The following is a 25,135-nucleotide window of genomic DNA, read 5'->3' on the forward strand; positions in this document are numbered from 1 at the left end:
AAAATGTGGTGAGGTGTCCGAGTGGCTGAAGGAGCACGCCTGGAAAGTGTGTATACGGCAACGTATCGGGGGTTCGAATCCCCCTCTCACCGCCACAATTTTGAAGAAGAGTCTGAACGTATGTTCAGACTTTTTTTTTGCATATTCTCCGGGTGAGAGGGGATGAGAAGCCCCGACGGGGTTCGACAACCGGCGTAGCCGGTTGGACAGTTTGGGCGCGCAGCGAACAAACTGCCCGCAGGGCGAGCGAAGCGAGTCAATCCCCCTCTCACCGCCACAATTTTGAAGAAGAGTCTGAACGTATGTTCAGACTTTTTTTTGCCTGTTCTCCGGGAACGACACAAAAAAACCCGGCCTGAGCCGGGTTTTGTCTACTGTCCTGATTCTCAATGGTTAACTGTAAGCATGCAGCGTGCGCTGGCAGAGTGCTGAACGGACACAGTCGTCTTTAGCAAAACGGACAACCCCAATCATCTCATCCTCTTCGAAGCGCGCCAGCGCATCGGCAAGGCCTGATTGCACGCCACGCGGTAAATCACATTGGGTGATATCACCGTTGACGATGACCGTCACGTTCTCACCAAGGCGCGTCAGAAACATCTTCATCTGCGCAGCGGTGACGTTCTGCGCCTCATCCAGAATCACCACGGCATTTTCGAAGGTGCGTCCGCGCATATACGCGAAGGGCGCGATCTCCACCTTGCCGATTTCGGGACGCAGGCAGTACTGCATAAAGGAAGCGCCAAGACGTTTAACCAGAACGTCATAGACCGGCCGGAAATAAGGGGCGAATTTCTCGGAAATGTCTCCGGGGAGGAAACCGAGATCTTCATCCGCCTGCAGAACCGGGCGCGTAACGATTATCCTGTCGATATCCTTATGTATCAGGGCCTCAGCCGCTTTGGCTGCGCTAATCCAGGTTTTCCCGCATCCGGCTTCGCCGGTGGCGAAAATAAGCTGTTTCGTTTCTATGGCATTAAGATAGTGCGCCTGAGCATCATTTCTGGCCTCAATTGGTGAACGGTCGCGTACATCACGCGCCATGCCAATTGCATCCAGCCCACCCATCTGCACCAGCGAAGTGACCGATTCTTCTTCACGCTGACGATGACTGCGAGAGTCATTACGAATTACTCTTCTTGCTTCACGACGCGCTTTGATCACTGCTTTCTGTCTTCCCATAGTGGCACCTTACAGTTGGTTTCATTTGTCGCCGCAGGGTTTGTCCTGTTGCGATGACGTGAACGCTTTAGAGGTTTACGTGGCTTCCTTTAGAGCCGTTTCGAGCCATTGAGAAAGGTGTACAACAACGCGAAAACGCTGCCGCGCACCGGTAATGATTTGGGGCCTGAAAAAGGTTGAAGATTGAAAAACGAAGAGGAAACTTTCGAGGGAAGAAATCCCCCGCAGTGAACTGCGTATGTTGGAGGGTATTTACCTGTCCTTTGAAGGACCGAATCATGCGCGAACTCCAGTGACCTTAGCCACACTTCTGACAACGCTTATGATTAAAGTGCATCATATTTGCGGTCCTTTGCAACAGTAATTTTAACTATCAGCTAACAAAAAGTGACTGTGGCCCGCACCCGACCTTCATCTTAAATTAAATTTAAGATAAATATCAATATGTTAGTTATTTCTGGTTTGGCTGAACTTTTTAGGAGGATTCGGAAACCGCAGGGGCCATGCGAAAGTCTGGAAAACCTGACGGGGACGATGTCTGCGCATCTGATGTAGTAAAACGTGCTGTGCGTTTATTAACCAATTGGTCAACAACCGCCAGGCGGGATAATTGTTTTACCCAGGAAAATATATTCACTCCCGGTTGAACACCCCATCACTACGGCGCGGCAATAAAACCCGCCCCATAAAATGAGGCGGGCTGAGGCTTATTTAGTCTGATACTCGGCTTCTGCCGCCGCAAAACGCAGTTGCGCCTCCTGCGAAGGTGCCCGGCCCATCAGGCTCACCACCACAATCGCGATGCTGGCAAACAGGAAACCTGGGATAATTTCATACAGATCCAGCCAGGCAAAATGTTTCCACACCAGCACCGTCACTGCGCCGATGATCATCCCCGCCAGCGCACCGTTACGTGTCATACGTTGCCAGCACACACCAAACAGCACCACCGGGCCGAATGCGGCACCAAAACCAGCCCAGGCATAACTCACCAGGCCCAGCACGCGGTTTTCCGGATTGGCGGCCAGTGCGATAGCAATCAATGCAATCACCAGCACCATCAGACGTCCCACCCATACCAGCTCGCGCTGGCTGGCATTTTTCCGCAGGAAACCTTTATACAGATCTTCCGTCAGCGCACTGGAGCACACCAGCAGCTGGCAACTCAGGGTGGACATCACCGCCGCCAGAATGGCTGACAGCAGAATACCGGCGATCCACGGATTGAACAGGATGCGCGCAAGTTCAATAAATACGCGCTCACCGTTCTGGCTGACACCGCTGGCCTGGTCCGGATGGTTCTGGAAGTAAGCAATACCGAAGAAGCCGACAGCCACGGCTCCCGCCAGGCACAGGATCATCCAGGTCATACCAATACGACGCGCCGTGCGAATCGATCGATGGGAGTCGGCAGCCATAAAACGCGCCAGAATGTGTGGTTGTCCGAAGTAGCCCAGTCCCCAACCGAGCAGCGAGACAATCGCCACAAAATTCAGCCCTTTCAGCATGTTGAGATTTTCCAGGCTTTTGGCTTCAATCACCGCCAGCGAGTCAGACAAGCCACCCACCGCCACAATCACAATCACCGGCGTCAGGATCAGCGCGAAAATCATCAGGCTGGCCTGGACGGTATCCGTCCAGCTGACAGCCAGGAAGCCACCCACCAGGGTATAGAGGATGGTGGCCGCAGCTCCAGCCCATAACGCCGTCTGGTAATCCATACCGAAGGTGCTTTCAAACAGACGCGCGCCAGCAACCACCCCGGAAGCACAGTAAATGGTGAAGAAGATAAGAATGACCAGCGCAGAGATCACCCGCAGGATTTTGCTGTGGTCCTCAAAACGGCTGGTAAAGAAGTCCGGCAGCGTCAGGGCATTGTTATGATGCTCCGTCTGCACTCGCAGACGCCCGGCAACAATTTTCCAGTTCAGCCAGGCACCGATAGTCAGACCAATGGCAATCCAGCTTTCGGAAATGCCCGACAGGAAAATAGCCCCCGGCAACCCCATCAGCAGCCAGCCACTCATATCCGATGCCCCCGCAGACAACGCCGTTACCACACTGCCAAGGCTGCGGCCACCGAGGATATAGTCATCAAAGTTTTTGGTCGAACGCCAGGCAAGCAGCCCTATCAACACCATCCCGAGGATATAAACAACAAAAGTCACCAGCATCGGTGTACTGACATTCATTTTATCTCTCCACTTATAATTCGATTTCCATTAAGGCGCGGTATCCTGCCGCAAAGCCGTGGTCGGTACAACGTCTTTCACACCCTATCGCTGGCGGTTGCGCCCCGCCCTCACCTCGCCTGTGATAGGTTGCACCTTTTGCATTTCACACGACAAAAGTTGCAACCCTGGCGAGATTCTTGCAATAAACCCCAGACCAATAACTTAGCGCACAATTAACAAGGTTGCACAAAGTTGCAACATAAGTGATAGTGCAGTTCACACCGGACATCAAACTATTCTTTTTGAGGAACAGGAAAGCATGGGAACCACCACCATGGGGGTGAAGCTGGATGACGCCACCCGCGATCGTATTAAACTGGCAGCGCAGAAGATCGATCGCACGCCACATTGGCTGATTAAACAGGCGATTTTTAACTATCTGACGCAGCTGGAGGCAGGAGATTCGCTGCCGGAGATTCCGTTGCAACCCAGCGATAGCGCGCAGGAAGATCCTTCATCAGAAGAGGCCCTGCAACCGTTCCTCGATTTTGCCGAACATATCCTGCCGCAGTCGGTGACACGCTCGGCCATCACCGCCGCATGGCGTCGTCCGGAAACCGATGCCGTGCCGATGCTGCTGGAGCAGGCCCGTCTCCCGGCCCCGCTGGCGGAGAAAACCCATCAGCTGGCTTACACCCTCGCCGATAAACTTCGGCATCAGAAAGGTGCAACCGGACGCGCCGGAATGGTGCAAAGTTTGCTGCAGGAGTTTTCCCTTTCTTCGCAGGAAGGGGTTGCCCTGATGTGTCTGGCCGAAGCGTTGCTGCGTATTCCTGACAAACCGACCCGTGACGCACTCATCCGCGACAAAATCAGCAATGGCAACTGGCAGTCGCATCTTGGTCGCAGTCCGTCAATGTTCGTCAATGCCGCCACCTGGGGCCTGTTGTTCACCGGCCGTCTGGTGTCCACCCATAATGAAGCCAACCTGTCCCGTTCCCTGAACCGCATCATTGGTAAAAGTGGCGAACCGCTGATCCGCAAAGGGGTGGATATGGCGATGCGTCTGATGGGTGAACAGTTTGTTACCGGTGAAACCATCGCTGAAGCGCTGGCTAATGCACGCAAGCTGGAAGAGAAAGGTTTCCGTTATTCTTACGATATGCTGGGCGAAGCGGCGCTCACCGCCAGCGATGCCAAAGCCTACCTGGTTTCCTATCAGCAGGCCATTCACGCCATTGGCAAAGCCTCCAACGGACGTGGCATTTACGAAGGCCCGGGTATCTCCATCAAGTTGTCGGCACTGCATCCGCGTTACAGTCGCGCGCAGTATGAACGCGTAATGGACGAACTCTACCCCACGCTGAAATCCCTGACGCTGCTGGCGCGTTCTTACGACATCGGCATCAACATCGATGCGGAAGAAGCTGATCGCCTCGAACTGTCGCTCGACCTGCTGGAAAAACTCTGCTTCGAACCGGAACTGGAAGGCTGGAACGGTATCGGCTTTGTGATCCAGGCCTACCAGAAGCGTTGTCCGTTCGTGATTGATTACCTGGTGGATTTGGCCCAACGCAGCCGTCGTCGCCTGATGATCCGTCTGGTGAAAGGTGCCTACTGGGATAGCGAAATCAAACGCGCCCAGATCGACGGGCTGGAAGGTTACCCGGTGTATACCCGCAAGGTTTACACCGATATTTCTTATCTGGCCTGTGCGCGAAAACTGCTGGCAGTGCCAAACCTCATCTATCCGCAGTTCGCCACCCATAACGCCCATACGCTGGCGGCGATTTATCAGCTGGCGGGTAACAACTACTATCCAGGTCAGTACGAATTCCAGTGTCTGCACGGCATGGGGGAACCCTTGTATGAGCAGGTGGTGGGCAAAGTGGCTGACGGCAAACTCAATCGTCCTTGCCGTATTTATGCGCCAGTGGGTACCCATGAAACCCTGCTGGCTTATCTGGTACGCCGTCTGCTGGAAAACGGTGCCAACACCTCATTCGTGAACCGCATCGCCGATACCTCACTGCCGATTGATGAACTGGTGGCCGATCCGGTTACAGCAGTGGAAAAAATGGGCGCGAGCGAAGGTGCGATTGGCCTGCCGCACGCGAAGATTCCGTTGCCGCGCGAGTTGTATGGCGAAAAACGGGTCAACTCCGCTGGTCTTGATATGGCGAACGAACACCGTCTGGCATCGTTATCCAGCGCCCTGTTGAACAGCGCCAGCCAGCCGTGGCAGGCACAACCGCTGATTGACGGCGAGCTGGGTGCCGGTAGCAGCCGCCCGGTGCTCAACCCGTCCGCTCCCGCCGATGTGGTGGGCAGCGTGCGCGAGGCCACGCCACATGAGGTGTCACAGGCGCTGGATGCGGCAGTGAATGCCGGTCCGATCTGGTTTGCCACCCCTCCGCAGGAACGCGCCGCCATTCTGGAGCGCGCTGCCGAAATGATGGAAGGCCAGATGCAACAGCTGATTGGCCTGCTGGTGCGTGAGGCGGGTAAAACCTACAACAATGCCATCGCCGAAGTGCGTGAAGCGGTAGATTTCCTCTACTACTACGCCGGCATGGTGCGTGATGATTTCGATAACGTCACCCATCGTCCGCTCGGTCCGGTGGTGTGTATCAGTCCGTGGAACTTCCCGCTGGCGATTTTTAGTGGTCAGATTGCCGCCGCCCTCGCCGCAGGCAACAGCGTGCTGGCGAAACCCGCCGAGCAGACGCCACTGATCGCTGCCCAGGCAGTACAGATTATGCTGGATGCGGGTGTGCCGTCCGGCGTGCTGCAACTGTTGCCTGGCCTGGGGGAAACCGTGGGTGCTCAGTTGACCGCAGACGAACGCGTGCGCGGCGTGATGTTCACCGGTTCTACTGCGGTCGCGACCCTGCTGCAACGCAACCTTGCCGGTCGTCTCGATCCGCAGGGTCGTCCAACGCCGCTGATTGCCGAGACCGGGGGGATGAACGCGATGATCGTTGATTCCTCTGCGCTGACCGAGCAGGTGGTGGTGGATATCGTTGCATCCGCATTTGATAGCGCCGGACAGCGTTGCTCAGCCCTGCGTCTGCTGTGTGTGCAGGACGATGTCGCCGACCATACGCTGAAAATGCTGCGCGGTGCGATGGCCGAGTGCCGCATGGGGAACCCAGAACGCCTCGCCACCGATGTGGGTCCGGTGATTGATGCCGAAGCCAAAGCCAATATTGAGCGCCATATTCAGGCGATGCGCAGTAAAGGCTTCACCATTTACCAGGCCGCGCAGGAAAATCCGCAGGACAGTAAAGAGTGGGCAACGGGCACCTTCGTTAAACCCACGCTGATTGAGCTGGAACAGGTCAGCGACCTCGACAAAGAAGTCTTTGGTCCGGTGCTGCATGTGGTGCGTTTCGCACGTAATAACCTGCCGCAGCTGATCGATCAGATTAACGCCTCCGGTTATGGCCTGACGCTCGGCGTGCACACCCGTATCGATGAAACTATTGCGCAGGTCACCGCAGGGGCGAAAGTCGGCAACCTGTATGTGAACCGCAATATGGTCGGTGCTGTGGTTGGCGTGCAACCGTTCGGGGGTGAAGGCTTGTCCGGCACCGGTCCGAAAGCCGGTGGCCCGCTCTATCTCTATCGCCTGCTGGCAAACCGCCCGGACGGCGCATTGCGCACGACTTTTGACCGCCAGGACGCCGAGCGCCCGGTGGACAGCACGCTGCGTACCACGCTGCTCAGCGCCCATCAGGCACTGCAACAATGGGCACAGGACAAACCCGAACTGCTGGCTCTGACGCAGCATTATGATCAGCTGGCACAGGCCGGTACGGTGCGCGTACTGCCGGGTCCGACCGGTGAGCGCAACACTTTCACCCTGCTGCCACGTGAACAGGTATTGTGCCTTGCTGATAATGAGCAGGATGCGCTGACGCAACTGGCGGCAGTCACCAGTGTCGGCAGCCATGCGTTGTGGCCGGATGATGAATTGCATCGCACGCTGCGCGCTGCCCTGCCTGCTGCGGTGCAGCAACGGATCATGCTGGCGAAAGATGTGCTGGCGGGTGAGTTTGATGCGGTGATCTACCACGGTGATGCCGATCAGCTGCGTAGCCTGTGCGAGCAGGTTGCCGCGCGTGACGGTGCGATTGTGTCCGTGCAGGGCTTTGCCCGCGGTGAAACCAATCTGCTGCTGGAACGGTTGTTAATCGAACGCTCACTGAGCGTCAATACCGCCGCTGCCGGGGGTAACGCCAGTCTGATGACCATTGGCTGAGGTTAATCTAAACAAAGCGGCCCGGTAGCAGGGCCGCTTTACCGATCTTTTTGCGCGATAAATCGCGCCGCTACGGATCTGCACGGTTTGTAGCGGCGCAATTTTGTCTTTACGCTGCGGTTTTCTTGCGTTTCATGCCAATCAGGGTTGGGAAGACAAACAGCGACTGCCCCAGACCACGATTGGTCAACGACCACACCAGTACCGAACACAGCGAACAGATGGCGACGATCGCTATCGGGTAGAGGCACGCCCACAGCACCGAAAACCATGCCTGCTCGAACAGATGATGACGCTGGGCAAACAGAATCGCCGACATACCAAAGAACTCAATGAAGATGCGGTGAATGACGTAAATCTGTAACGTGTTACGCCCAATCCAGTTGAGCCAGCTCATGCGGAAATGCGCATTCAGCCAGCGACAAATCGCCACACTGAACAGCACCGCAATCAGGCACATAAACAGGCTTCTGCTCATACCAAAAATAACATGCACACCGGCCAGCGCCGCCAGCAGCGCCCAGGGGACGATGTTTTCACGCCGCCATTCACTCAGACGCAACATCAGCGGGCTCCAGAATGCCCCCATCAGGAAGAACAGAAAATATTGCGCCAGGCTTTGTGGTCCCCAGAAGGGAATAATCTTCTCCACTGCCAGATAATTCAGCACCACGGCGATAACCAGCAACGCGATTTTCTGTTTACGGAAGATCCGGGCGAGCAGGAAGTAAATCCCCAGGCCATACAGATACCAGGAGGTACTCATGGCAAGGAAGGTCAGCTTCAGAAACTCAAGCAGAGAACCGGCATAGGCCGCATTCAGGTTTTCCGAAATCCGCTGCCCGGTAATTTCGGAAGAGATACCGACGATTGACCACCACTGAATAAATCCCCATAAAATATAGAGATAAAACAGGTTGGTAATCCGGCTGGTAAACACCTGCTTCCACGGACGATTCATGATGCCATTCGCCGCCAGCAGCCCCGATACAAAGAAAAAAGCCGGCATACGCAGTGGCGACAGTACCGTATTAAACTTCACCCATATTTCAGCTGGAATCCATCCTGCCGACAGATATTGCACCGTATTCTCAAATCCGGGTAAAACCGTGTGGTAGAGCACAACCAGTAATATGCAGGTCCCTTTAAGGGTATTCACCCACAATATTTCATCGCTCCTGGTGTTATTCATAAGATTAACTCCCGCTGTGTAGGTCTGAAATGTGAAAATATGAGGCAGATATATGGACAGTACTTTTTTAGATTAAGGGGGGATTATCGGGCAGGAGATGTTGCATGACTGTAGCGAAACTCTTAAAAGTTTCCCACTGGTCCTGTTATAACAAGGCGTTACGCACCTTTACCTTTATTGGTAAATAAGCAGACTAATGATTTAGCTCATTTATTTAAACGTTAAACCACCACCATCACTCTCAACGGGAAATCAACACCCCCAACAATTAAGAATATTTCACCCCCTGATCAGCCAGAGAATAATCGAGTCACAAGACGGCTAAGCTGAGGAAAAAACGCCGCAAATATGATGCGGCGCTGCAGATTATTGATTAAGGAATTTGTCGAGAAACTGCCGGGTGCGTGCCTGCTGAGGATTGCTGAACAGCGCCTTTGACGGTCCCTGTTCTACGATGCGCCCCTGGTCCATAAAAATAGCGCGGTCAGCCACATCACGGGCAAAACTCATTTCGTGGGTGACGATAACCATCGTCCGTTTCTCTTCCGCCAGCGCGCGAATGGTATTCAGCACCTCCCCCACCAGCTCAGGATCAAGGGCGGAGGTGGGTTCATCAAACAGAATCACCTGCGGCCGCATCGCCAGCGCACGCGCAATCGCCACACGCTGCTGCTGTCCACCGGACAACCGACGTGGGAAGCTCTCTTCTTTGCCCTGCAAGCCGACTTTCTCCAGCAGGGAGCGGGCACGCGCAATCGCTTCCGCTTTCAGTTCCCCTTTGACGATCACCGGTCCTTCAATGATGTTTTCCAACACCGAGCGGTGAGGAAACAGGTTAAAGTTCTGGAACACAAAACCGACCTGCTGACGCAGACGTCGTACCAACTCCTTCTGCTTATGAATGCCCAGCGCGGCATCGACCGAGATATCCCCGACCCGGATACGCCCACTGTCCGGCACTTCCAGCAGGTTGATACTGCGTAATAGCGTGGTTTTACCCGAGCCACTCGGTCCGATAATCGCAACCACTTCGCCTGAAGCCACGTCCAGATCGATACCGTGCAGCACCGTCTGGCCGTGAAACTTCTTCACCAGCTGACGAACTTCAATGGCACTCATTTCACCTCCCGATCCTGACGATTTACGTGCGCTTCCAGCCGGTTCTGCAAGGCAGAAAGCACCGTGGCCATCACCCAGTAAATCACCGAAGCGGCCAGATACATGGTAAACACCTCAAGGGTACGAGACGTGATCAGCTGCGCCTGACGGAATAACTCCGGCACCTGAATGGTGGCGGCCAGCGAGGTATCTTTCACCAGGCTAATAAAGCTATTACCCAACGGTGGCAACGCTGTCCGCGCCGCCTGCGGCAGGATCACGCGACGTAATGTCTGCCACGGCGTCATACCGATACTGGCAGCCGCTTCCCACTGTCCACGTTCAATGGCGGCGATGGCACCACGCAGGGATTCCGAAGCATAAGCGGCGGTGTTGAGCGACAGGCCAATCATCGCGGATGGAATCGGATCCAGCTCAATACCAAACTGCGGCAGGCCGTAGTAGATCATAAACAGCTGGGCGATCAGCGGTGTCCCACGGAAGATCGAGACGTAAATGCGGGCCAGCCAGTTAACCGGCCAGAAGTGAGACAGGCGCATCAATGCCAGCACAAAACCCAGTATCAGGCCAAAGAACATCCCGCCGATACTCAGCTGAAGGGTAAACACCGCGCCTTTGAGCAGAAATGGTGCTGAATCCAGCACCAGTTGTAGGCTTTCCTGCATTATTTAGTGACGTCCGCGCCGAACCATTTCTCGGAGAGCTTGCTCAGCGAGCCATCTTTTTGCATCTCAGCAATGGCCGCATTGATCGCGTTTAGCAAATCATCATTGCCTTTACGCAGCGCCACGCCTGATTCCAGACGAGAGAATGCCGGACCCGCCACCGCCATGGTATCGCCGGTTTTCTTCACCAGATCCAGTGCAGCCAGGCGATCTACCAGGATGGCATCAAGACGGCCAGAACGCAGATCCTGATATTTAGTCGGGTCATCATCATAAGTGCGAATATCGACACCCTTGACGTTATCGCGCAGCCATTGCTCATAGTTAGAACCGAGGCCAACGCCCACTTTCTTACCCGAGAGGTCTTCCGGTTTACTGATGCTGCCCGCGTTTTTCTTCAGCGTCAGCGCCTGCACACCGGAAATGGTGTACGGCGTGGAGAAGTCATATTTCTTCTTACGCTCGTCAGAAATAGTGACCTGGTTTATCACCACGTCGATACGTTTTGAATCCAGCGCCGCCAGCATGCCGTCCCATTTGGTCGGTTTCAGGCTGGCTTTCACGCCAAGATGCTGCGCCAGTTGCTGAGCAAACTCCACTTCAAAGCCAGTCAGCTTGCCGTTTTCATCCTGGAAGCTGAACGGCGGATAGGTGCCTTCCAGTCCCACCAGCAGCGTGCCGCGTTCTTTAACTTTATTCAGCAGATTTTCTGCCGCAAAGGTTTTAACGTTGAAGCCAGCGACTAACGCCACTGCCATCACTCCCATCACCAGCTGGCGACGAATCTGTGAGAAAGCCATAGTTACCCCATTTATTATTTGTGAGTGGTGTGTTGTGAGGCGGCAAAAAAACGCGTCTGCCGCACTATCGTTATTGGCGTTACTTAACCGGGCAAGTCAAATAACGGCCGGATTATAAACCTTTTTTCAGCCGCGCCTCAGACCGAAGGATGATAAGCAAATAACGCCGGAGCACCACCGGTATGAACAAATAACAGTGGCCCTTCACGGCGGAAGCGCTGCTGGTTGATACCATCGATCAAGCCCGCCATCGCTTTGCCGGTGTACACCGGGTCAAGCATGATGCCTTCCAGCCGCGCCAGCAGTTTTACCGCGTCCAACCCTTCTTCATTGGGTTCACCGTAGCGCGGGGCAAAATAGTCATCCCACAACGTGATCGGGGCACGGGCGGTGACTTCCAGCTGCTGCGCCAGCGCACTGCGGATACGCTCAACCACCGGCAGCTGATCGGCCACCTTACGCGAAACGGTCACCCCCACCAGCTCGCTATCTGGCAGCAACTGTTCCAGACCAACCGCCAGACCGGCATGTGTACCGGCACTGCCGGATGCGACCACCACAGCGGCGAAATCCACCACGCCCTCGCTCTGATGAGCGATTTCCTGCGCGCACTCAACATAACCCAGCGCGCCGAGCGCATTGGAGCCACCCACCGGCACCACATAAGGGCGGAACCCCTGCGCCTCAAGACGGGTTGCCTGCTCCTCCAGCTGTGCTGTCGGGTTATGCAGTGCATCCACCATCACCACTTCCACATCCATCAAATCCAGCAGCAGGCGATTGCCGTTTGTGAGGTAGTTTTCAGCATGGGTGCCAATCGGGTTTTCCAGCAGCGCCACGCATTTCAGACCAAGACGTGCCGCGACAGCAGCCGTCTGGCGGACATGATTCGACTGGATAGCACCGGCGGTCAGCAGCACATCCGCCCCTTCACGCAGGGCATCCGCCGCCAGAAATTCAAGTTTACGCAGCTTATTGCCACCAAACGCCATTGGCGTGAAATCATCGCGCTTGATGAAAATATCGCGGCCGAGGTAGTCAGACAGACGTGGCAGATGTTCCAGCGGCGTGGGTGCACCGAGCAGTTCAAGACGGGGATACTGGTGCAAAAGATGTAAGGACAATGCAGCCTCCATTCGGGCAAAGTGCGATTATTCTTACAGTGTTGCAGAAGATGAGAGAAGTCGCACCCGGAAATCACCGGGTGCGGTCCCTGTTGCTGACGTCTTCGACAACAACAAGGGGAGGATCACAGTTAACTGCGCTGCCAGCCTAAAAACTGGTCATATTTGCGCAAAGCGATGCGGTAGTTGTTATTACCGGCATCAGGTAAATCGTTCTCCAGACATTCATGCCAGCTGTTGCCCCGCAAACGCTCTGCCGGGAAGTTTTTCGCCTTAAGCATGTCATCGAGACGACGTAACCGCACCACATATTCACGAATGGTGCTGTGGCTCATCTCAGTCTGTTCAAAGAGGTATTGTTTGAACGCCATGATATCGAAGTAATTCGGATGAGTATTACAAAAAATATCGCTGCAAAAACGACACAAGGCCGTCAATTCCGGCTGGAGTTTCATCCAGACCTGATCATCAATCATCTGGTCCATGCGTGCGATGGCCTCTTTGTTGATAATCTGGCCACGGAACACTAACGCCATACGGTCAAGAACTTTGCCACAGTGTGAACAATTGCTTTGGCTGTGCTTGTAGTCTTTAAGGTAGCGACTTAAAGGTCTGGCTTTGGATTTGGCTCCCATTGCTGAGTCCCCGGTTTTATTATTTTTGGATCGCCAGGAACTGATTCTGTCAGCGCGCTCCCGTTAATCGGGCACGCAGGCGTTTGATCGCCTGACTGTGCAGCTGGCTGACGCGGGATTCGCCCACCTCAAGCACCGCGCCAATCTCTTTCAGGTTCAGTTCTTCCTGGTAGTACAGTGTCAGCACCAATTTTTCGCGTTCGGGCAACGCCTCGATCGCTTCAATCACGCGCTCACGCAGATTCCCTTCCATCAGTTGATGAAGCGGGTTGGCTTCTTCATGCCCTTCCGTCACCAGCTCTGCGCTGTCACCGTGTTCTTCCCGATACTCGTCGTAGGAGAAGAGTTGGCTGTTGTTGGTATCCAGCAGAATCTGCCGATACTCCTCCAGCGAAACATTCAATTGCTCAGCCACTTCCTGCTCGGTAGCCGCGCGCCCCATCGCTTGTTCTACCTGATGCATGGCACCTGCTACTTCGCGCGCATTACGGCGAACGCTGCGCGGTGCCCAGTCACGGCTACGCAATTCATCCAGCATTGATCCCCGGATGCGCTGCACGGCGTAGGTGGTAAAGGCGGTGCCCTGTAGCGCGTCGTAGCGCTCCACAGCATTCAGTAAACCAATGCCACCGGCCTGCAGCAGATCGTCAAGTTCAACGCTGGCTGGTAAGCGCACCTGCAGACGCAGCGCTTCGTGCCGCACCAGAGGAACGTAGCGCTGCCAGAGCGAATGTTTATCCATCACGCCATCGGCGGTATAGAGATCGTTCACGTTGACTACCCTGCGTTAGTAAAGTTATCGGCATGATTATCCAATTCTGTAGGGTGTTTTGATTGGGTGAATAGGCGGGCAAAGCGCGGTTATTTCAAATTTGTAATAGATGGCAGCGTGATGAGCTGCCATCTGTGGGGGGATTAGCGCAGATTACGCAGACGCTGCCGCGTCCCAGGCGGCACCGCATCCCATAGTGCACAGGTTTTACCCTCAAGCGCCTGATAAAAAGGATTAATGTTATCGTCGCTTTCCAGTTGTGCTTTGAACAACACCTGGCCGGTTTCCGCATCAATACTTAACATTCGGTTGATAAACAGCCGTTGTAAGTCACTGCGCAGGAACAAACCGTTATCCACGCTATTATCGGCAAGAAACCCATCATCATTTTCCTGGGTATCGATATGGCAGGCTTCGACCCAGGGCCAGCTATGGCGCTCCGTCAGCCGTGTGCCGGTGATGATGCAGGCACCATATCGTGCTTTTACCGCGGCGCTAAATTCGGCCTGGCTGTCGCGCTGGAAAACTCTGGCTTTCACCCGCCTGCCCACTTCGGTGCCGGGCATCACCGCTATCGGTACTTTATGCTGTGGCGTACTCAGCACCACCAGGAATTGCACCTTGCGTGACAACGGGAAACAAGGATGCGCCTGCGGGTCGAACAACTGCCAGTATTCATCCTCTTCAGTCTGGCGCATCAGCACCAGCTTGAAACCGCGGCTCGCCAGCATGTTTTGCGCCTCGGCGGAATGCGGATCGAGCATCGCATAGACGCGGGTTTCCCCCACCACCTTCCAGCGATTTTCTTTCTTTATTTCATCGGTGCGACGGAAATAAAGGAAAGCCTGCTGGTTTTTCAGGTAATGCTCAAAACGGCGCAGATAGTTTTTCCGTTCGTTGTCGTCCGAGACAAACAGCAGATCCTCCAGCGGACTATTGATCTCCTGCTGGGCAAATACCGCGCGGATAATCAAATTGCGATAGCTGGTTGACGGGCTCAGCAACCCGCGGGAGGTCAGCTCTTTCTCGTCAGGATGCTGTTGCGTATAACGCAATGCGATCTCTTCAAAAGTCAGTAGCTCACCGGGTAACAAGTCATAATTGAAGCGCATAGACACCCCAGAAATGGAAAAAATAAGACAAAATTTTGTGTGATTCTGAAAGTCGTTATCGGCAGATTTGGCGAGTTCTGTAACAGGATGGTTACTTTTTTATGGCAGCAGCACGACCCGTTGTGCTGCTGCATGGAGAGCACCTGTCAGGCAGGCTTCTGACGGGTTTCCTGCACTTTTTGCAGCGCTATTATTTGTTTAGCCAAACGCTCTAATGCCTCCCGGTTTTCTGTATCGCTGGGCAAACGTCCATGAACATCATGGAAATTCGCCCCCTCGGCTTCAATAAGGGCGCGCAGAGCGGAAAAATTGGTGTTTTCAAAGCGATAAAATTCACCGAAAGATACCCCTTCCTCATCGTAGACTTCTAAATAATCGGGGCGCAGCAGAAGATAAGGTTCGTGAAGTTCGCCTGTGGGTGGCGTATAGCTGATATTTCCCGATGGCTGGTAATAAGCGACAAAGTCATGCACCTCATTTTCCTCAATCACCATAATATTTGCATTCCGCGACAAATGGCGACATAACTGCGACCAGGGAATATCATCAATGGCTGATTGTAAAACCTGAAGACGCTCTTCGAGTTTTACCCGATAGGTTTTATCCAGCGCCAGTGAGGTCACCAGTTTTTTCCAGTCCGCGTTAGGGGAATAAGGGGGTTCTCCTTCGGCTCGTTCTTCATTGATCTTCGCTGCGATAGCAAGAATTCCCCTTCCGCCATTAACGCCATGAGGGAACAGAAACAGCAGATATGCCAGTTCATCCAGTTTTAGTGATAATTTCCCCAGTGTATAGGGATAAAGACCATCCTGAATCAGCTTGCCAAGCTGATGCTCGTCAAATTTATCCCCGATGATTTTTTTGCCAATACGTTGTAATGAGGTACACAATAGCAAACTATCGTAATCATGGTTCTGATCTGGATTTCTGAAGCCGTGAAAGAGCAATTCAATGGTGTCATCGCTAAAATCATCCATCCAGTGAAAGGGCAACGTTCCGGTACGGGTGATGTTTGGAATCGCCGTATTACTCCACAGGCCTATACGATTGAGACGAAATATGGATATCGCGCGATTATTAATTAATTCTTCCATGATCATCGCATAACTCAGCCCTTTATCCCCATAAGCAAGACCATCCAGATTCATATCAGTGACAGGTGCACCTTCGCCAAGAATGAACGGTGCCCCGACCATATGTTGTCTCAGACTGGCCATTCTGGCTGCGTGGTTGTTGCTGAGATGATGCCTGATGCTTTTCTCGCTGAGATTGCCATCATAATATAACCCTCCCTCCTCGGGATTAATAATGCTTCGCATCATAAATAACGGGCTGTTATACGCGGTATCCTCGTGAAGATTATTCATAGGAAGACGTTGCATATAACGGACTTCTAACAATCTCCGGGTCCGGTTAGCGATCAGATCTGCTTTGATCACCCCCTCTCTGGCGATAACTTCGTCAAGATTATCCGTGTAATTATAATTTTCAGCACTGTAGTTCTCGTCTAATTGTCGGTCATTCATCATGAAATGCCCTTCAAAATCGACGTTATTAACAAAATGCGCCAGTTCAATCAGATCTTTTTCAAAGCACTCTTTTAAATTCTCTACCTGTTCCTGAACTGCGGGTTCCTTTATCCGCTGGCAATCCTCTGGTAAATCGGGGTCTTCTTCCAAATCCCGTATAATTTCCCCCAGGTCTTCTAATGCGGTACCCAGTAATCCCGCTTCCGATATCAATGTCGCCGCTTCTGTCAGTTCGAGGAAAGCCAGCAACTGGTGCGGATTGATACCGGTATCTAACAGAATGGTCACCAGATCATGATTAATGGCGTTAGCAAACACCTTCAGGGAACCCATTTCCCTGATCTTTTGCTTACTTGCCTGCTCCCGCAACGTAAGATTGTGCTGGCCATCCTGAGCTCGCTCCATCTGACGTTGTAAACGACCGAAGATTCTCTTTTGCTCAACCGGGTCGGATATCCAGCCAGCGATAGCTTTCTTAATACCCTGTAGCCGGTTGACATCATAGATCGATAAAAAATGATGCAACACGTTTCTCAGTGCTCGCTGATCTTGTTCGGGCATAACCTGCGATGGCGTGACACCTCGTCCGATAAAATCGCGCAAATCCTTTTGTAGCGACATCGAGAATTTTTCCAGAATATTATCCTTCAGGTGGGGCGTCTTTAGCGTGAAAGCCGGCAAGAGCTGTTCAAGTCGGTTATTTTTCTGGCTTGTAACGGGTACGCTCTCTGCTGACGGTACCTCAACAAAATCCCGGTAATCTTCCCAGTGATTTGCAATATGGTCAGCTGTCTGGCCTCTTAAATAAATCCAGGAGTCTTGATCGCCGAATAAGGCCATGGATACTGACCGGAACAGGCAATTGCCATCAGCTGCCACATCATGTACGCAACCGGCATTATCGATGAATTGATAATGCTCTAACCCGTTGATTCTGATTCTTTGTAAATTGATGGTGCATTGTCTATTCTGCTCTTGTCCGGCATCAGCAATCATGCCCACGTCAGCGTCATAAATTCGGATTCGTGCTTTGCAGGTATTTGCCAGTGCATCCACCGCAATATCGATGGCATCATGATCCCATCTGCCTTCCTGGCGAATGCAACTGAGTAAATCTTCTTTTGCCCGTTCACTTTCACTGATTTCCTTCGTTTTTAATGAAAGTTTTTGCAGTAATTCCGTCGCATTTTTTTTTATTGATTTTTTTACTTTTGCGTTATGCCTCGCTTCGCTTCCTGATTTTAAGATATCGCTCGCGCTCCAGCTGGGATCAAAACGTTTACTTTTAACATGATCTTTGCGACCACAGGTAATCTCCATAACCGAAGACGGTCTTTTCTGCGCGATGCTAAATGGCGCTATTTTCTGAATTGAACGGGCAAATTGACTCTCCGCATGGTTGCGGAAAGGGAAAAATTGACTGGCAGCAGAGGATAGATTCCGGTCTGGCCGGAGTGGTGGTGGCGCAATACGTGAGGAAATCGTTGCGGTTGTATTATTTAGAGATGCAACCGTGGTTATTTTTTTCAATGCAGGTGGACGGGTAGATAATGTGGACTGGCGATTAAAATTTACTAAAGAATGGACGTTATTAAAATCTGGCATGATATATTCCTTATTAAGCCCTGATAATCCATCATTCAATCTGACGCTGACTGTATTTGAACAGCGACATTACAACAGGCTTTTTATATTCCTGGCGTGAAACGCAGCACGATAGTTTTTGTTGTCTTCGGCACCTCCTTACAAGAGGGAATCAGAGTAGCAGTGCGATAAATCACACCGCTACTGAGTTTCTAACCTTTATGCCGCGCTAAAATATTCAGCGCAAATTGTTCTAATGCTGCCCGGTTATCTGCATCAGTGGGTTGACGCCGCTGCAGGTTAGTCAAACGGATCGCATCGGTTTCTATAATGGCTCGCAATGCAGAAAAGTTGCTGCTTTCGAACCGATAGAACTCTATTGGTTCTGCTTCTCTGCCATCGTAAACTTCTATTGAGTCAGGACGCAGTACCATAAAACGCTGGTCGGGTTGTTCTGCCGGTGGTGTAAAAACAATCTGACCCGACGGGTCATAATTCGCTAAAAATTCCTGCGCCTCATTTTCCTCAATAACGATGATATTGCTTTGCTGGGCCAGATAGCTGTAGAACATCGGAAGAGGGATATTATCGATTTTTTCCTGTAAGTTTCGCAAACGCACTTCGAGCCTTTTACTGAATCTCCCTTTATCTGCCAGTGTGGTGACCAGCATTTTCCAGTCAGTGACCGGGTTATAGGGTGCTTCATCTTCAGCACGTTCTTCATTAATTTTAGCCGCAATATCAATAATACCCCGTTCGCCATCAACGCCATACGGGAGTAAAAACAACAGATGAGCCAGTTCATCCAGTTTCAGCGCGAGTTTATCCAGCATAAAGGGATAAAGACCGTCTTCGATAAGTCCGGCGATTTGATGTTCATCAAAGGTGTCTCCTTTAATTTTTTTTCCTATTTGCATTAACGAGGAGAACAATAACAAGCTATCCAGTTCATTATTATCCGCTGGATTTCTCAACCCCTGAAACAATAATTCAACGGTGTCATCTTCTAAACCATCCATCCAGTGAAAATCCATAATGCCCGTTAGGGTCATCCTGGGGATGATAGTATTACTCCAGAGGCCAATGCGATTCAACCGGAATATTGAGATCGCCAGGTTATCAATCAACTGTCGATTTAACACATCAATACTCAATCCTTTATAGCCATAATTCAGGCCATCCAGAACCATATCGCTAACTGGCATCCCCTCACCAAAAATAAACGGTGCACTCGCCATATGTTGTTTCAGACTCACCATTCTTGCTGCACGATTATTGTTAAGATGACGCCTGACACTTCTTTCGCTTATTTCGCCATCATAATATAACTCCCTTTGCTCCGGATTAATGACGCTTCTCACCATAAACAGCGGGCCGTTATAAACCACATCATCATAAAGATGGTTAACCGCCACGCGTTGCATAAAGCTTTTCTCTAACAAACGCCTGACCCGGGGCGCGATCACCTCTCTTCTGCTTACCCCCTGACGACTCACAACATCATCAACTTTAGCGGTGTAAGTATTATTTACCGGACTATGCCAGTTAAACGCCTCTAATTGCCGGTCACTGACAATGAAAAAGCCTTCGACATCGATATCTTGATCAAACCTTGCCAGTGCTATCAGACTTTCTTCAAACTCTTCTTTTAACTGTTCAATCTGACGCTGCACCGAGGATTCCTTAATACGCCTGTACTCGGGAGGTAAATCGGGATCTTCCGCCATTCCCTGCAAAATATCAGCCAGATCTTCACAGGAAGCACCGAGTAATCCAGCGTCCTCTATCAGTTTCGCTGCTTCTGTGGTCTCAAGCAGAGCCAGCAACTGATGAGGATTGATCCCCGTATCCACCATAATGGTCACCAGATCATTGCTGATGGCCGTTGCGAAAATCTTCAGTGAATTAACATCTTTGTGTTTTTGCTGGCTGGCCTGTTCGCGAAACTCAAGGCAACGCAGACTATGTTGAGAACGTTGTGCCAGTGCCTGTAAACGCCCCAGCTGTCGTTTTTCCTCTACCGGATCCAGCAGCCAGCGGGTAATCGCCTGCTTTATTTCAGCCAGCTTTTGTACATCATAGATCGATAAAAAGTGATGCAATACATTTCTTAAAGTGATTTCATCCTCTTTGGCAATCACCTGCACCGGTGTTACGTTGCGGTCAATAAAACTGCATAAATTTTTTTTCAAATTTCTCGCAGTGATATCGAGAATGTTATCTTTAATATGGGGTCTGCTTTCAGTCAGTTCTGACAGGCGATCATTTAACGATACGTTTTCCGACGGCTCTGCAATAAATTCCTTATAATCGCCCCAATGATTGTCCACGTAATTAGCCGTTTCATTCCTTAGATGAATCCAGGAATCTTCGTCGCCATACAGACCAAGAGAGACTGACGCGAAAAAGCAATTTCCGTCTGCCGGCACATCGCGAACCACACCGGAACGCTCTACCAGCTGATAATGTTCCTGACCCTGAATTCTGATTCTTTGTAAGTTTACCGTCTGCCGGGAATTCTGCTCATCTCCCATCTGAATAGTAGAACCCAAATCTGCGTCATAAATATTCAGTCTGATTTTGAATACTTTCACCAGCGCGTCAACCGCAATATCAATTGCCTGATGATTCCATATGCCGGACTGCCGTATGCTGACGACTATATCCTGCTTAATTTGTTCATCCTGACTGCCTTCAGGCTTATTCAATGAGAGTTTTGCCAGCTGCTCAGCGGCATTTTTCCTGATGAATTTCTTTGCTTTTAACGCCTGTTGTATATTATCAGTGGATTGCAATATATTCTGCACCCCCCAGTCGCGGGTAATACGTTGTTTTTTATTATTCACATCGCGAGAGCAATCCATTGCCTTTACCGGAGAGGGCCGCTGAGGTGAGGTAGGCGTGACCGGTGTCAGGGAACGAATAGAACGGGTAAACTGATTATCTACTTTGCTACGAGAAGATAATATCGGTAATGACAAACTGGTCGCGCGCGTCAAAGTCCGATTAGGTAATAATTGTGGTGGTAATGACAACCGGGCGGAACTATTCCCGAGGGATGTGACGGCGGTCGTTCTGACAGGTGGGGTGACTGGCGTGGATAATGCTGATTGCCGATTAAAATTGACTACCGAATTAACGTTATTCGCGTTTGGCATAATTCTTTCCTTATCAGGCCGATAATAATCCATCATAAATCTGGGGCGGGGGTGTCACCTTAGCGACAATAGCAGCCCCTTTTTACCTGAAATCACGCTCTCCTTCCCTGGAACTTGCTCACAAACTGACCTGCATCACGGTTTTATCTGCCCGTTACACCCTCTTGCCGCCATTCCACACGGGAACCCGGCAAATCAGGCCAAAAAGCCCGTCTGTTTAAGCCATTGTTCCCCGAGTCAGTTGCATAAAATAAAGCCGTTAAATTTACTCAGGCTAAGGTTGGACGCCATGTCTTCACCCTCACGGGCGCTGCTGCTGGATGCGGGATTCGCATCGCTGCCCTTTCTCGACGTGTTACGCCAACAGGGTTACCGCACGGCGGTCTGTGGCAGTAAAAACCAGGACCCAGGTCATCGCTTCGCTGATGACAGCAGTGCGGTTAACTATGGTGATGTGCAGCAGGTAATTGATCTGTGCCGTGAGTGGCGCATTTCGGCACTGTTGCCCGGCGTCACCGATGTGTCTTATCTCACCGGCTCACGCGTGGCGGATCAGCTTGGTTTTGCCGGATTCGACTCTCCCGAGGTCAGCGACACGCTGTTTCAGAAGGATCAGTTCCGCCATTGGGCGCAGGCTCATCATTTCCCGGTACCCGCAGCGGTGGATCAACTGAGTGACAGCGAAACGCTCCCGTTACCCTTGATCGTCAAACCCGTGGATGCCTACAGTGGGCTGGGGATTACGCATATCAGCGAACGTGCGCAGCTGCCCACCGCTTTTGCTGCTGCCCGCCAGGCTTCACGCAGCGGCGAGGCGCTGATTGAACAATTTATTCAGGGTACGCTGCACAGCCATTCCGCGTTTATCCGCAACGGTGAAATCGTCTGCGAATTCTTTGTCGATGAGTTTTGCACCGTTTACCCGTGGCAGGTCAACAGCAGTTCCCTCACCACCCAACTGAGTCAGGCATTGCAGGATCGGGTTAGTGACTGTCTGGCAACGCTAACCGCACAGCTTGGTCTGGTTGATGGTCTGCTGCACACCCAGTTTATGACTGACGGCAACGATTTCTGGTTGATCGAACTGACGCGCCGTTGTCCTGGCGATCTGTACAGCCGCCTGATCAGCCTCTCCACCGGTGTGCCTTACTGTAGCCATTTTGTTGCCCCGTTTATCGGGCTGGACGACCACTTTGATCAGCGCCGTCCGGTGCGTCAGCGTTTTATTGCCCGTCATACCGTCTCGGTAACCCAGCCCACCCGTTTCCCCGGCTTTCACTTCGCTTCGCTACCGGCACAGATTCTGGATGTGATCCCGCTGAAACTTCCTGGCGATGCGCTGGAACCCGCCCCGCGCGATCGCGCGGGCCTGGTGTTTGCCGAATGCGCCAGCCTGACCACACTGGCAGAGCTGACTCCTCATCTGAACCAGTATCTCAATCCGCCGACGCAACAGGAGAGATCAATATGACCCAGCCACTCAAGCTCGCTTTCCTCGGTGGCGGCATCAATTCCGCCATCGGTCAGACACATAAAATTGCCTGCCAGATGGATGGCGAGTTCCAGCTGGTTGCCGGTTGTTTTAGCCGCGATGCACAAATCAACCAGCAAACGGCACAGGCCTGGGGTATCCCGGCTGAGCGCCTGTATGAGAATGTTGAGACGTTACTGGCTGCCGAACATACCCAGCTGGACGCCGTGGTGATTTTACTGCCTACCCCCCATCATCTCGATGTGATCGTGCGCTGTCTGGAATACGGCGTCGCGGTGATTTGTGAAAAAGCCCTGGTCGAGTCCGTCGCCAGCGCTCAGGTGGTGCAGCACACCCTGCAACGCACCGGCGGTCGCCTGTATGTCACGTATAACTACAGCGGTTACCCGATGGTCCGTGAATTACGCCAGCGTATCCTGGCAGGGGAACTCGGCGATATTCAGCAGGTTCTGGTAGAAATGCCGCAGGAAGGCTTTAGCCGCCGCAATCCGGCAGGCGAAGTCGCGCGCCCGCAAAGCTGGCGGCAATCCGACGGTGTCATCCCTACTGTTTCTCTCGATCTGGGTGTGCACGTCCATCAACTGGTGGATTTTATCGTGCAACGCCGGGCAACCGATGTATATGCCATCAACAGCCACTTCACCTCGCTGCCCAATATCATCGATACCGTCCATGCTGTTTCCCGGTATGAAGACGGCCTGGTATGCCAGTATTGGTATGGCAAAGCGGCCCTTGGCTACCGCAATGGCTTACGCATCCGGGTGATGGGTGATAAAGGCAGTGCCGAATGGCTTCAGGTTGAACCGGAGACGCTGAAACTCAGCAACGCGCATGGGCAGGTCACGTTAATTGATCGCACCGATAACGCCAACCGCATCGCTAACCTGCCACGCTACTGCCGCTTCAAAGCCGGTCATCCTGCCGGGTTTATCGAAGCCTTTGCCAACTATTACGTGGATATCGCGCACAGTTTGCGCGGCGAGCATAACGATTACAGCCAGGGCATTGAGACCGCGTTGAGTGGCTTAACTTTTCTTGAGAAGACCCAGCGCAGTGCCACGCTGCATCAGCCGGTCACGCTGCTGGATCTGCTCAGCCAGCCGGTTACCGCCGCCAGCTAACCCTGCCTCATCCCCCTCTCCCCAGGTCAGGGGAGAGGGGGTTTTTAGTTATTTTCAGGCTGCGGCGATTTGGCTGGCTGCCAGCACAATATCAATAATGCGCGTCTGCTCAGCTTCGGTCAGGGTTGGATGGATCGGCAGGCACAGCACCTGTTGTGAGGTTTCGCTCGCCACCGGCAGATTGTCAGGATGGGATGAATCGTAGCCTTTGTACATCGGGAACTGCGAAATCAGCGGATAGAAGTAGCGACGCGCATAGATCCCCTCATCCTTCATACGCTGGTACAGCTGATCACGTGACAGCGGGAAGTGTTCCGGATGGATAAACAGCGGGCAGTAGGCGTAATTCCACTCGGTTTGCGCATCGGCGTGCAACAGCGACACACCGGGTACGCCAGCCAACGCTTCTACGTAGCGCTGATAAATCCGCTGACGCACCGCAAAAGCCGCATCAACGTGTTTAAGTTGCAACATGCCAAACGCCGCCTGAAACTCGCTCATCTTGCCATTGATACCCGCCGCTACGACGGTGGTTTCGTCCGCAAAACCGAAGTTTTTCAGGTAATCAATACGGCGTTTAATTTTCTCATCCGGACAGATAATCGCCCCGCCCTCAAAGGTGTTAAACACTTTAGTCGCATGGAAACTCAGCACCGATAAATCACCATGATTGAGGACGCTGACTCCATCGCGTTTCACCGCGAACGCATGAGCAGCGTCATAAATCACCCGCAGACCGTAGGTATCAGCAATGCGCTGGATCGCATCGGTATCACAGGGAATACCGTAGCAATGCACCGGCATAATGGCGCTGGTTTGCGGTGTAATGGCGGCCTCAATTTTGGCCGGGTCGAGGTTGCAGGTGACCGGGTCAATATCGACAAACACCGGTTTAATACCGTTCCACAGCAGCGAGTGCGAAGTGGCGACAAAGGAGTAAGGCGTGGTAATCACTTCCCCACCGATTCGCAAAGCCTGCAACGCCGTCATTAAGGCCAGCGTACCGTTGGAGAACAGGCAAATATGTTTGACCCCGAGGTACTCCGCCAGCGCTGCTTCCAGCGCCTGATGATAAGGCCCCCCGTTGGTGAGATATTTGCTCTGCCAGATATTCTCCAGGTAAGGAATAAACTCCTCCAGCGGCGGCAACAACGGGCTGGTCACCAGAATGTTTTTATTGTCGTAATGTGGCGCGATCTTTTTCATCAAAAC

The 25,135-nt window shown here is 52.5% G+C and carries 16 protein-coding genes and 1 tRNA gene; 4 read left to right on the plus strand and 13 right to left on the minus strand.

Annotated features, from left to right (window positions below):
- Positions 1 to 7: 7 nt before the first annotated feature.
- Positions 8 to 95, plus strand: a tRNA-Ser gene (locus CUN67_RS11585).
- Positions 96 to 393: 298 nt separating this feature from the next.
- On the opposite strand, the gene phoH is transcribed toward CUN67_RS11585, so the two are convergent.
- Both phoH and putP read right to left on the minus strand, forming a co-directional pair.
- Positions 394 to 1,182, minus strand: coding sequence for a phosphate starvation-inducible protein PhoH (phoH, locus tag CUN67_RS11590; RefSeq protein ID WP_208715433.1), 789 nt, complete (start codon positions 1,180 to 1,182; stop codon positions 394 to 396).
- A 707-nt stretch (positions 1,183 to 1,889) separates the two neighbouring features.
- Entirely contained in the window at positions 1,890 to 3,374 is a 1,485-nt protein-coding gene (gene putP, locus CUN67_RS11595) for a sodium/proline symporter PutP (RefSeq protein ID WP_208715434.1), read from the minus strand.
- A gap of 301 nt (positions 3,375 to 3,675) precedes the next feature.
- On the opposite strand from putP, the gene putA reads away from it, so the two are divergent.
- A complete protein-coding gene (gene putA, locus CUN67_RS11600; RefSeq protein ID WP_208715435.1) occupies positions 3,676 to 7,620 on the plus strand; it encodes a trifunctional transcriptional regulator/proline dehydrogenase/L-glutamate gamma-semialdehyde dehydrogenase in 3,945 nt (1,314 codons plus the stop codon).
- A gap of 109 nt (positions 7,621 to 7,729) precedes the next feature.
- Here putA and CUN67_RS11605 read toward each other — a convergent pair whose 3' ends face one another.
- The 10 genes from CUN67_RS11605 to CUN67_RS11650 form a co-directional block, all read right to left on the minus strand.
- On the minus strand, positions 7,730 to 8,812 hold the full coding sequence (locus CUN67_RS11605) for an acyltransferase family protein (RefSeq protein ID WP_208715436.1): 1,083 nt from the start codon (positions 8,810 to 8,812) through the stop codon (positions 7,730 to 7,732).
- A 366-nt stretch (positions 8,813 to 9,178) separates the two neighbouring features.
- Positions 9,179 to 9,931 (minus strand): L-cystine ABC transporter ATP-binding protein TcyN, encoded by a 753-nt coding sequence (gene tcyN / locus CUN67_RS11610; protein WP_208715437.1) that lies wholly within the window; start codon positions 9,929 to 9,931, stop codon positions 9,179 to 9,181.
- Positions 9,928 to 10,596 carry a cystine ABC transporter permease gene (gene tcyL / locus CUN67_RS11615; RefSeq protein ID WP_208715438.1) on the minus strand — a complete coding sequence of 223 codons (669 nt, stop codon included), beginning with the start codon at positions 10,594 to 10,596 and terminating at the stop codon, positions 9,928 to 9,930. The genes tcyN and tcyL overlap by 4 nt, the downstream gene beginning before the upstream one ends.
- Entirely contained in the window at positions 10,596 to 11,396 is an 801-nt protein-coding gene (gene tcyJ / locus CUN67_RS11620; RefSeq protein WP_208715439.1) for a cystine ABC transporter substrate-binding protein, read from the minus strand. Before tcyJ ends, tcyL begins: the two co-directional genes overlap by 1 nt.
- A gap of 137 nt (positions 11,397 to 11,533) precedes the next feature.
- The gene (locus CUN67_RS11625) at positions 11,534 to 12,520 is read right to left on the minus strand and encodes a D-cysteine desulfhydrase (RefSeq protein WP_208715440.1); all 987 of its coding nucleotides are present in this window, start codon (positions 12,518 to 12,520) and stop codon (positions 11,534 to 11,536) included.
- 131 nt (positions 12,521 to 12,651) lie between these two features.
- Positions 12,652 to 13,155, minus strand: a complete 504-nt coding sequence (fliZ, locus tag CUN67_RS11630; protein WP_013509525.1) for a flagella biosynthesis regulatory protein FliZ — start codon at positions 13,153 to 13,155, stop codon at positions 12,652 to 12,654.
- A 49-nt stretch (positions 13,156 to 13,204) separates the two neighbouring features.
- On the minus strand, positions 13,205 to 13,927 hold the full coding sequence (locus tag CUN67_RS11635) for an RNA polymerase sigma factor FliA (RefSeq protein WP_084875557.1): 723 nt from the start codon (positions 13,925 to 13,927) through the stop codon (positions 13,205 to 13,207).
- Positions 13,928 to 14,070: 143 nt separating this feature from the next.
- The gene (locus CUN67_RS11640; RefSeq protein WP_208715441.1) at positions 14,071 to 15,039 is read right to left on the minus strand and encodes an HNH endonuclease signature motif containing protein; all 969 of its coding nucleotides are present in this window, start codon (positions 15,037 to 15,039) and stop codon (positions 14,071 to 14,073) included.
- 146 nt (positions 15,040 to 15,185) lie between these two features.
- The gene (locus CUN67_RS11645) at positions 15,186 to 18,173 is read right to left on the minus strand and encodes an OTU domain-containing protein (protein WP_208715442.1); all 2,988 of its coding nucleotides are present in this window, start codon (positions 18,171 to 18,173) and stop codon (positions 15,186 to 15,188) included.
- Between the two features lie 191 nt (positions 18,174 to 18,364).
- Positions 18,365 to 21,310, minus strand: a complete 2,946-nt coding sequence (locus CUN67_RS11650) for an OTU domain-containing protein (protein WP_208715443.1) — start codon at positions 21,308 to 21,310, stop codon at positions 18,365 to 18,367.
- Positions 21,311 to 21,599: 289 nt separating this feature from the next.
- On the opposite strand from CUN67_RS11650, the gene CUN67_RS11655 reads away from it, so the two are divergent.
- Both CUN67_RS11655 and CUN67_RS11660 read left to right on the plus strand, forming a co-directional pair.
- Positions 21,600 to 22,781 carry an ATP-grasp domain-containing protein gene (locus tag CUN67_RS11655; RefSeq protein WP_208715444.1) on the plus strand — a complete coding sequence of 394 codons (1,182 nt, stop codon included), beginning with the start codon at positions 21,600 to 21,602 and terminating at the stop codon, positions 22,779 to 22,781.
- Entirely contained in the window at positions 22,778 to 23,923 is a 1,146-nt protein-coding gene (locus CUN67_RS11660) for a Gfo/Idh/MocA family protein (protein WP_208715445.1), read from the plus strand. Before CUN67_RS11655 ends, CUN67_RS11660 begins: the two co-directional genes overlap by 4 nt.
- Positions 23,924 to 23,977: 54 nt before the next feature.
- On the opposite strand, the gene vioA is transcribed toward CUN67_RS11660, so the two are convergent.
- Positions 23,978 to 25,129: a DegT/DnrJ/EryC1/StrS family aminotransferase gene (gene vioA, locus CUN67_RS11665; RefSeq protein WP_208715446.1), complete on the minus strand. Its 1,152-nt coding sequence runs from the start codon at positions 25,127 to 25,129 to the stop codon at positions 23,978 to 23,980.
- Between the last annotated feature and the right edge of the window lie 6 nt (positions 25,130 to 25,135).

It is taken from the genome of Pantoea cypripedii (genome assembly GCF_011395035.1).
Taxonomy (GTDB): domain Bacteria; phylum Pseudomonadota; class Gammaproteobacteria; order Enterobacterales; family Enterobacteriaceae; genus Pantoea; species Pantoea cypripedii_A.

What these genes read in the sequence shown, in the direction of transcription:
- phoH (WP_208715433.1), bottom strand. Translation starts at nt 1,182, where the DNA reads ATGGGAAGACAGAAAGCAGTGATCAAAGCGCGTCGTGAAGCAAGAAGA.
- putP (WP_208715434.1), bottom strand. Translation starts at nt 3,374, where the DNA reads ATGAATGTCAGTACACCGATGCTGGTGACTTTTGTTGTTTATATCCTC.
- putA (WP_208715435.1), top strand. Translation starts at nt 3,676, where the DNA reads ATGGGAACCACCACCATGGGGGTGAAGCTGGATGACGCCACCCGCGAT.
- CUN67_RS11605 (WP_208715436.1), bottom strand. Translation starts at nt 8,812, where the DNA reads ATGAATAACACCAGGAGCGATGAAATATTGTGGGTGAATACCCTTAAA.
- tcyN (WP_208715437.1), bottom strand. Translation starts at nt 9,931, where the DNA reads ATGAGTGCCATTGAAGTTCGTCAGCTGGTGAAGAAGTTTCACGGCCAG.
- tcyL (WP_208715438.1), bottom strand. Translation starts at nt 10,596, where the DNA reads ATGCAGGAAAGCCTACAACTGGTGCTGGATTCAGCACCATTTCTGCTC.
- tcyJ (WP_208715439.1), bottom strand. Translation starts at nt 11,396, where the DNA reads ATGGCTTTCTCACAGATTCGTCGCCAGCTGGTGATGGGAGTGATGGCA.
- fliZ (WP_013509525.1), bottom strand. Translation starts at nt 13,155, where the DNA reads ATGGGAGCCAAATCCAAAGCCAGACCTTTAAGTCGCTACCTTAAAGAC.
- CUN67_RS11640 (WP_208715441.1), bottom strand. Translation starts at nt 15,039, where the DNA reads ATGCGCTTCAATTATGACTTGTTACCCGGTGAGCTACTGACTTTTGAA.
- CUN67_RS11645 (WP_208715442.1), bottom strand. Translation starts at nt 18,173, where the DNA reads ATGCCAGATTTTAATAACGTCCATTCTTTAGTAAATTTTAATCGCCAG.
- CUN67_RS11650 (WP_208715443.1), bottom strand. Translation starts at nt 21,310, where the DNA reads ATGCCAAACGCGAATAACGTTAATTCGGTAGTCAATTTTAATCGGCAA.
- CUN67_RS11655 (WP_208715444.1), top strand. Translation starts at nt 21,600, where the DNA reads ATGTCTTCACCCTCACGGGCGCTGCTGCTGGATGCGGGATTCGCATCG.
- CUN67_RS11660 (WP_208715445.1), top strand. Translation starts at nt 22,778, where the DNA reads ATGACCCAGCCACTCAAGCTCGCTTTCCTCGGTGGCGGCATCAATTCC.
- vioA (WP_208715446.1), bottom strand. Translation starts at nt 25,129, where the DNA reads ATGAAAAAGATCGCGCCACATTACGACAATAAAAACATTCTGGTGACC.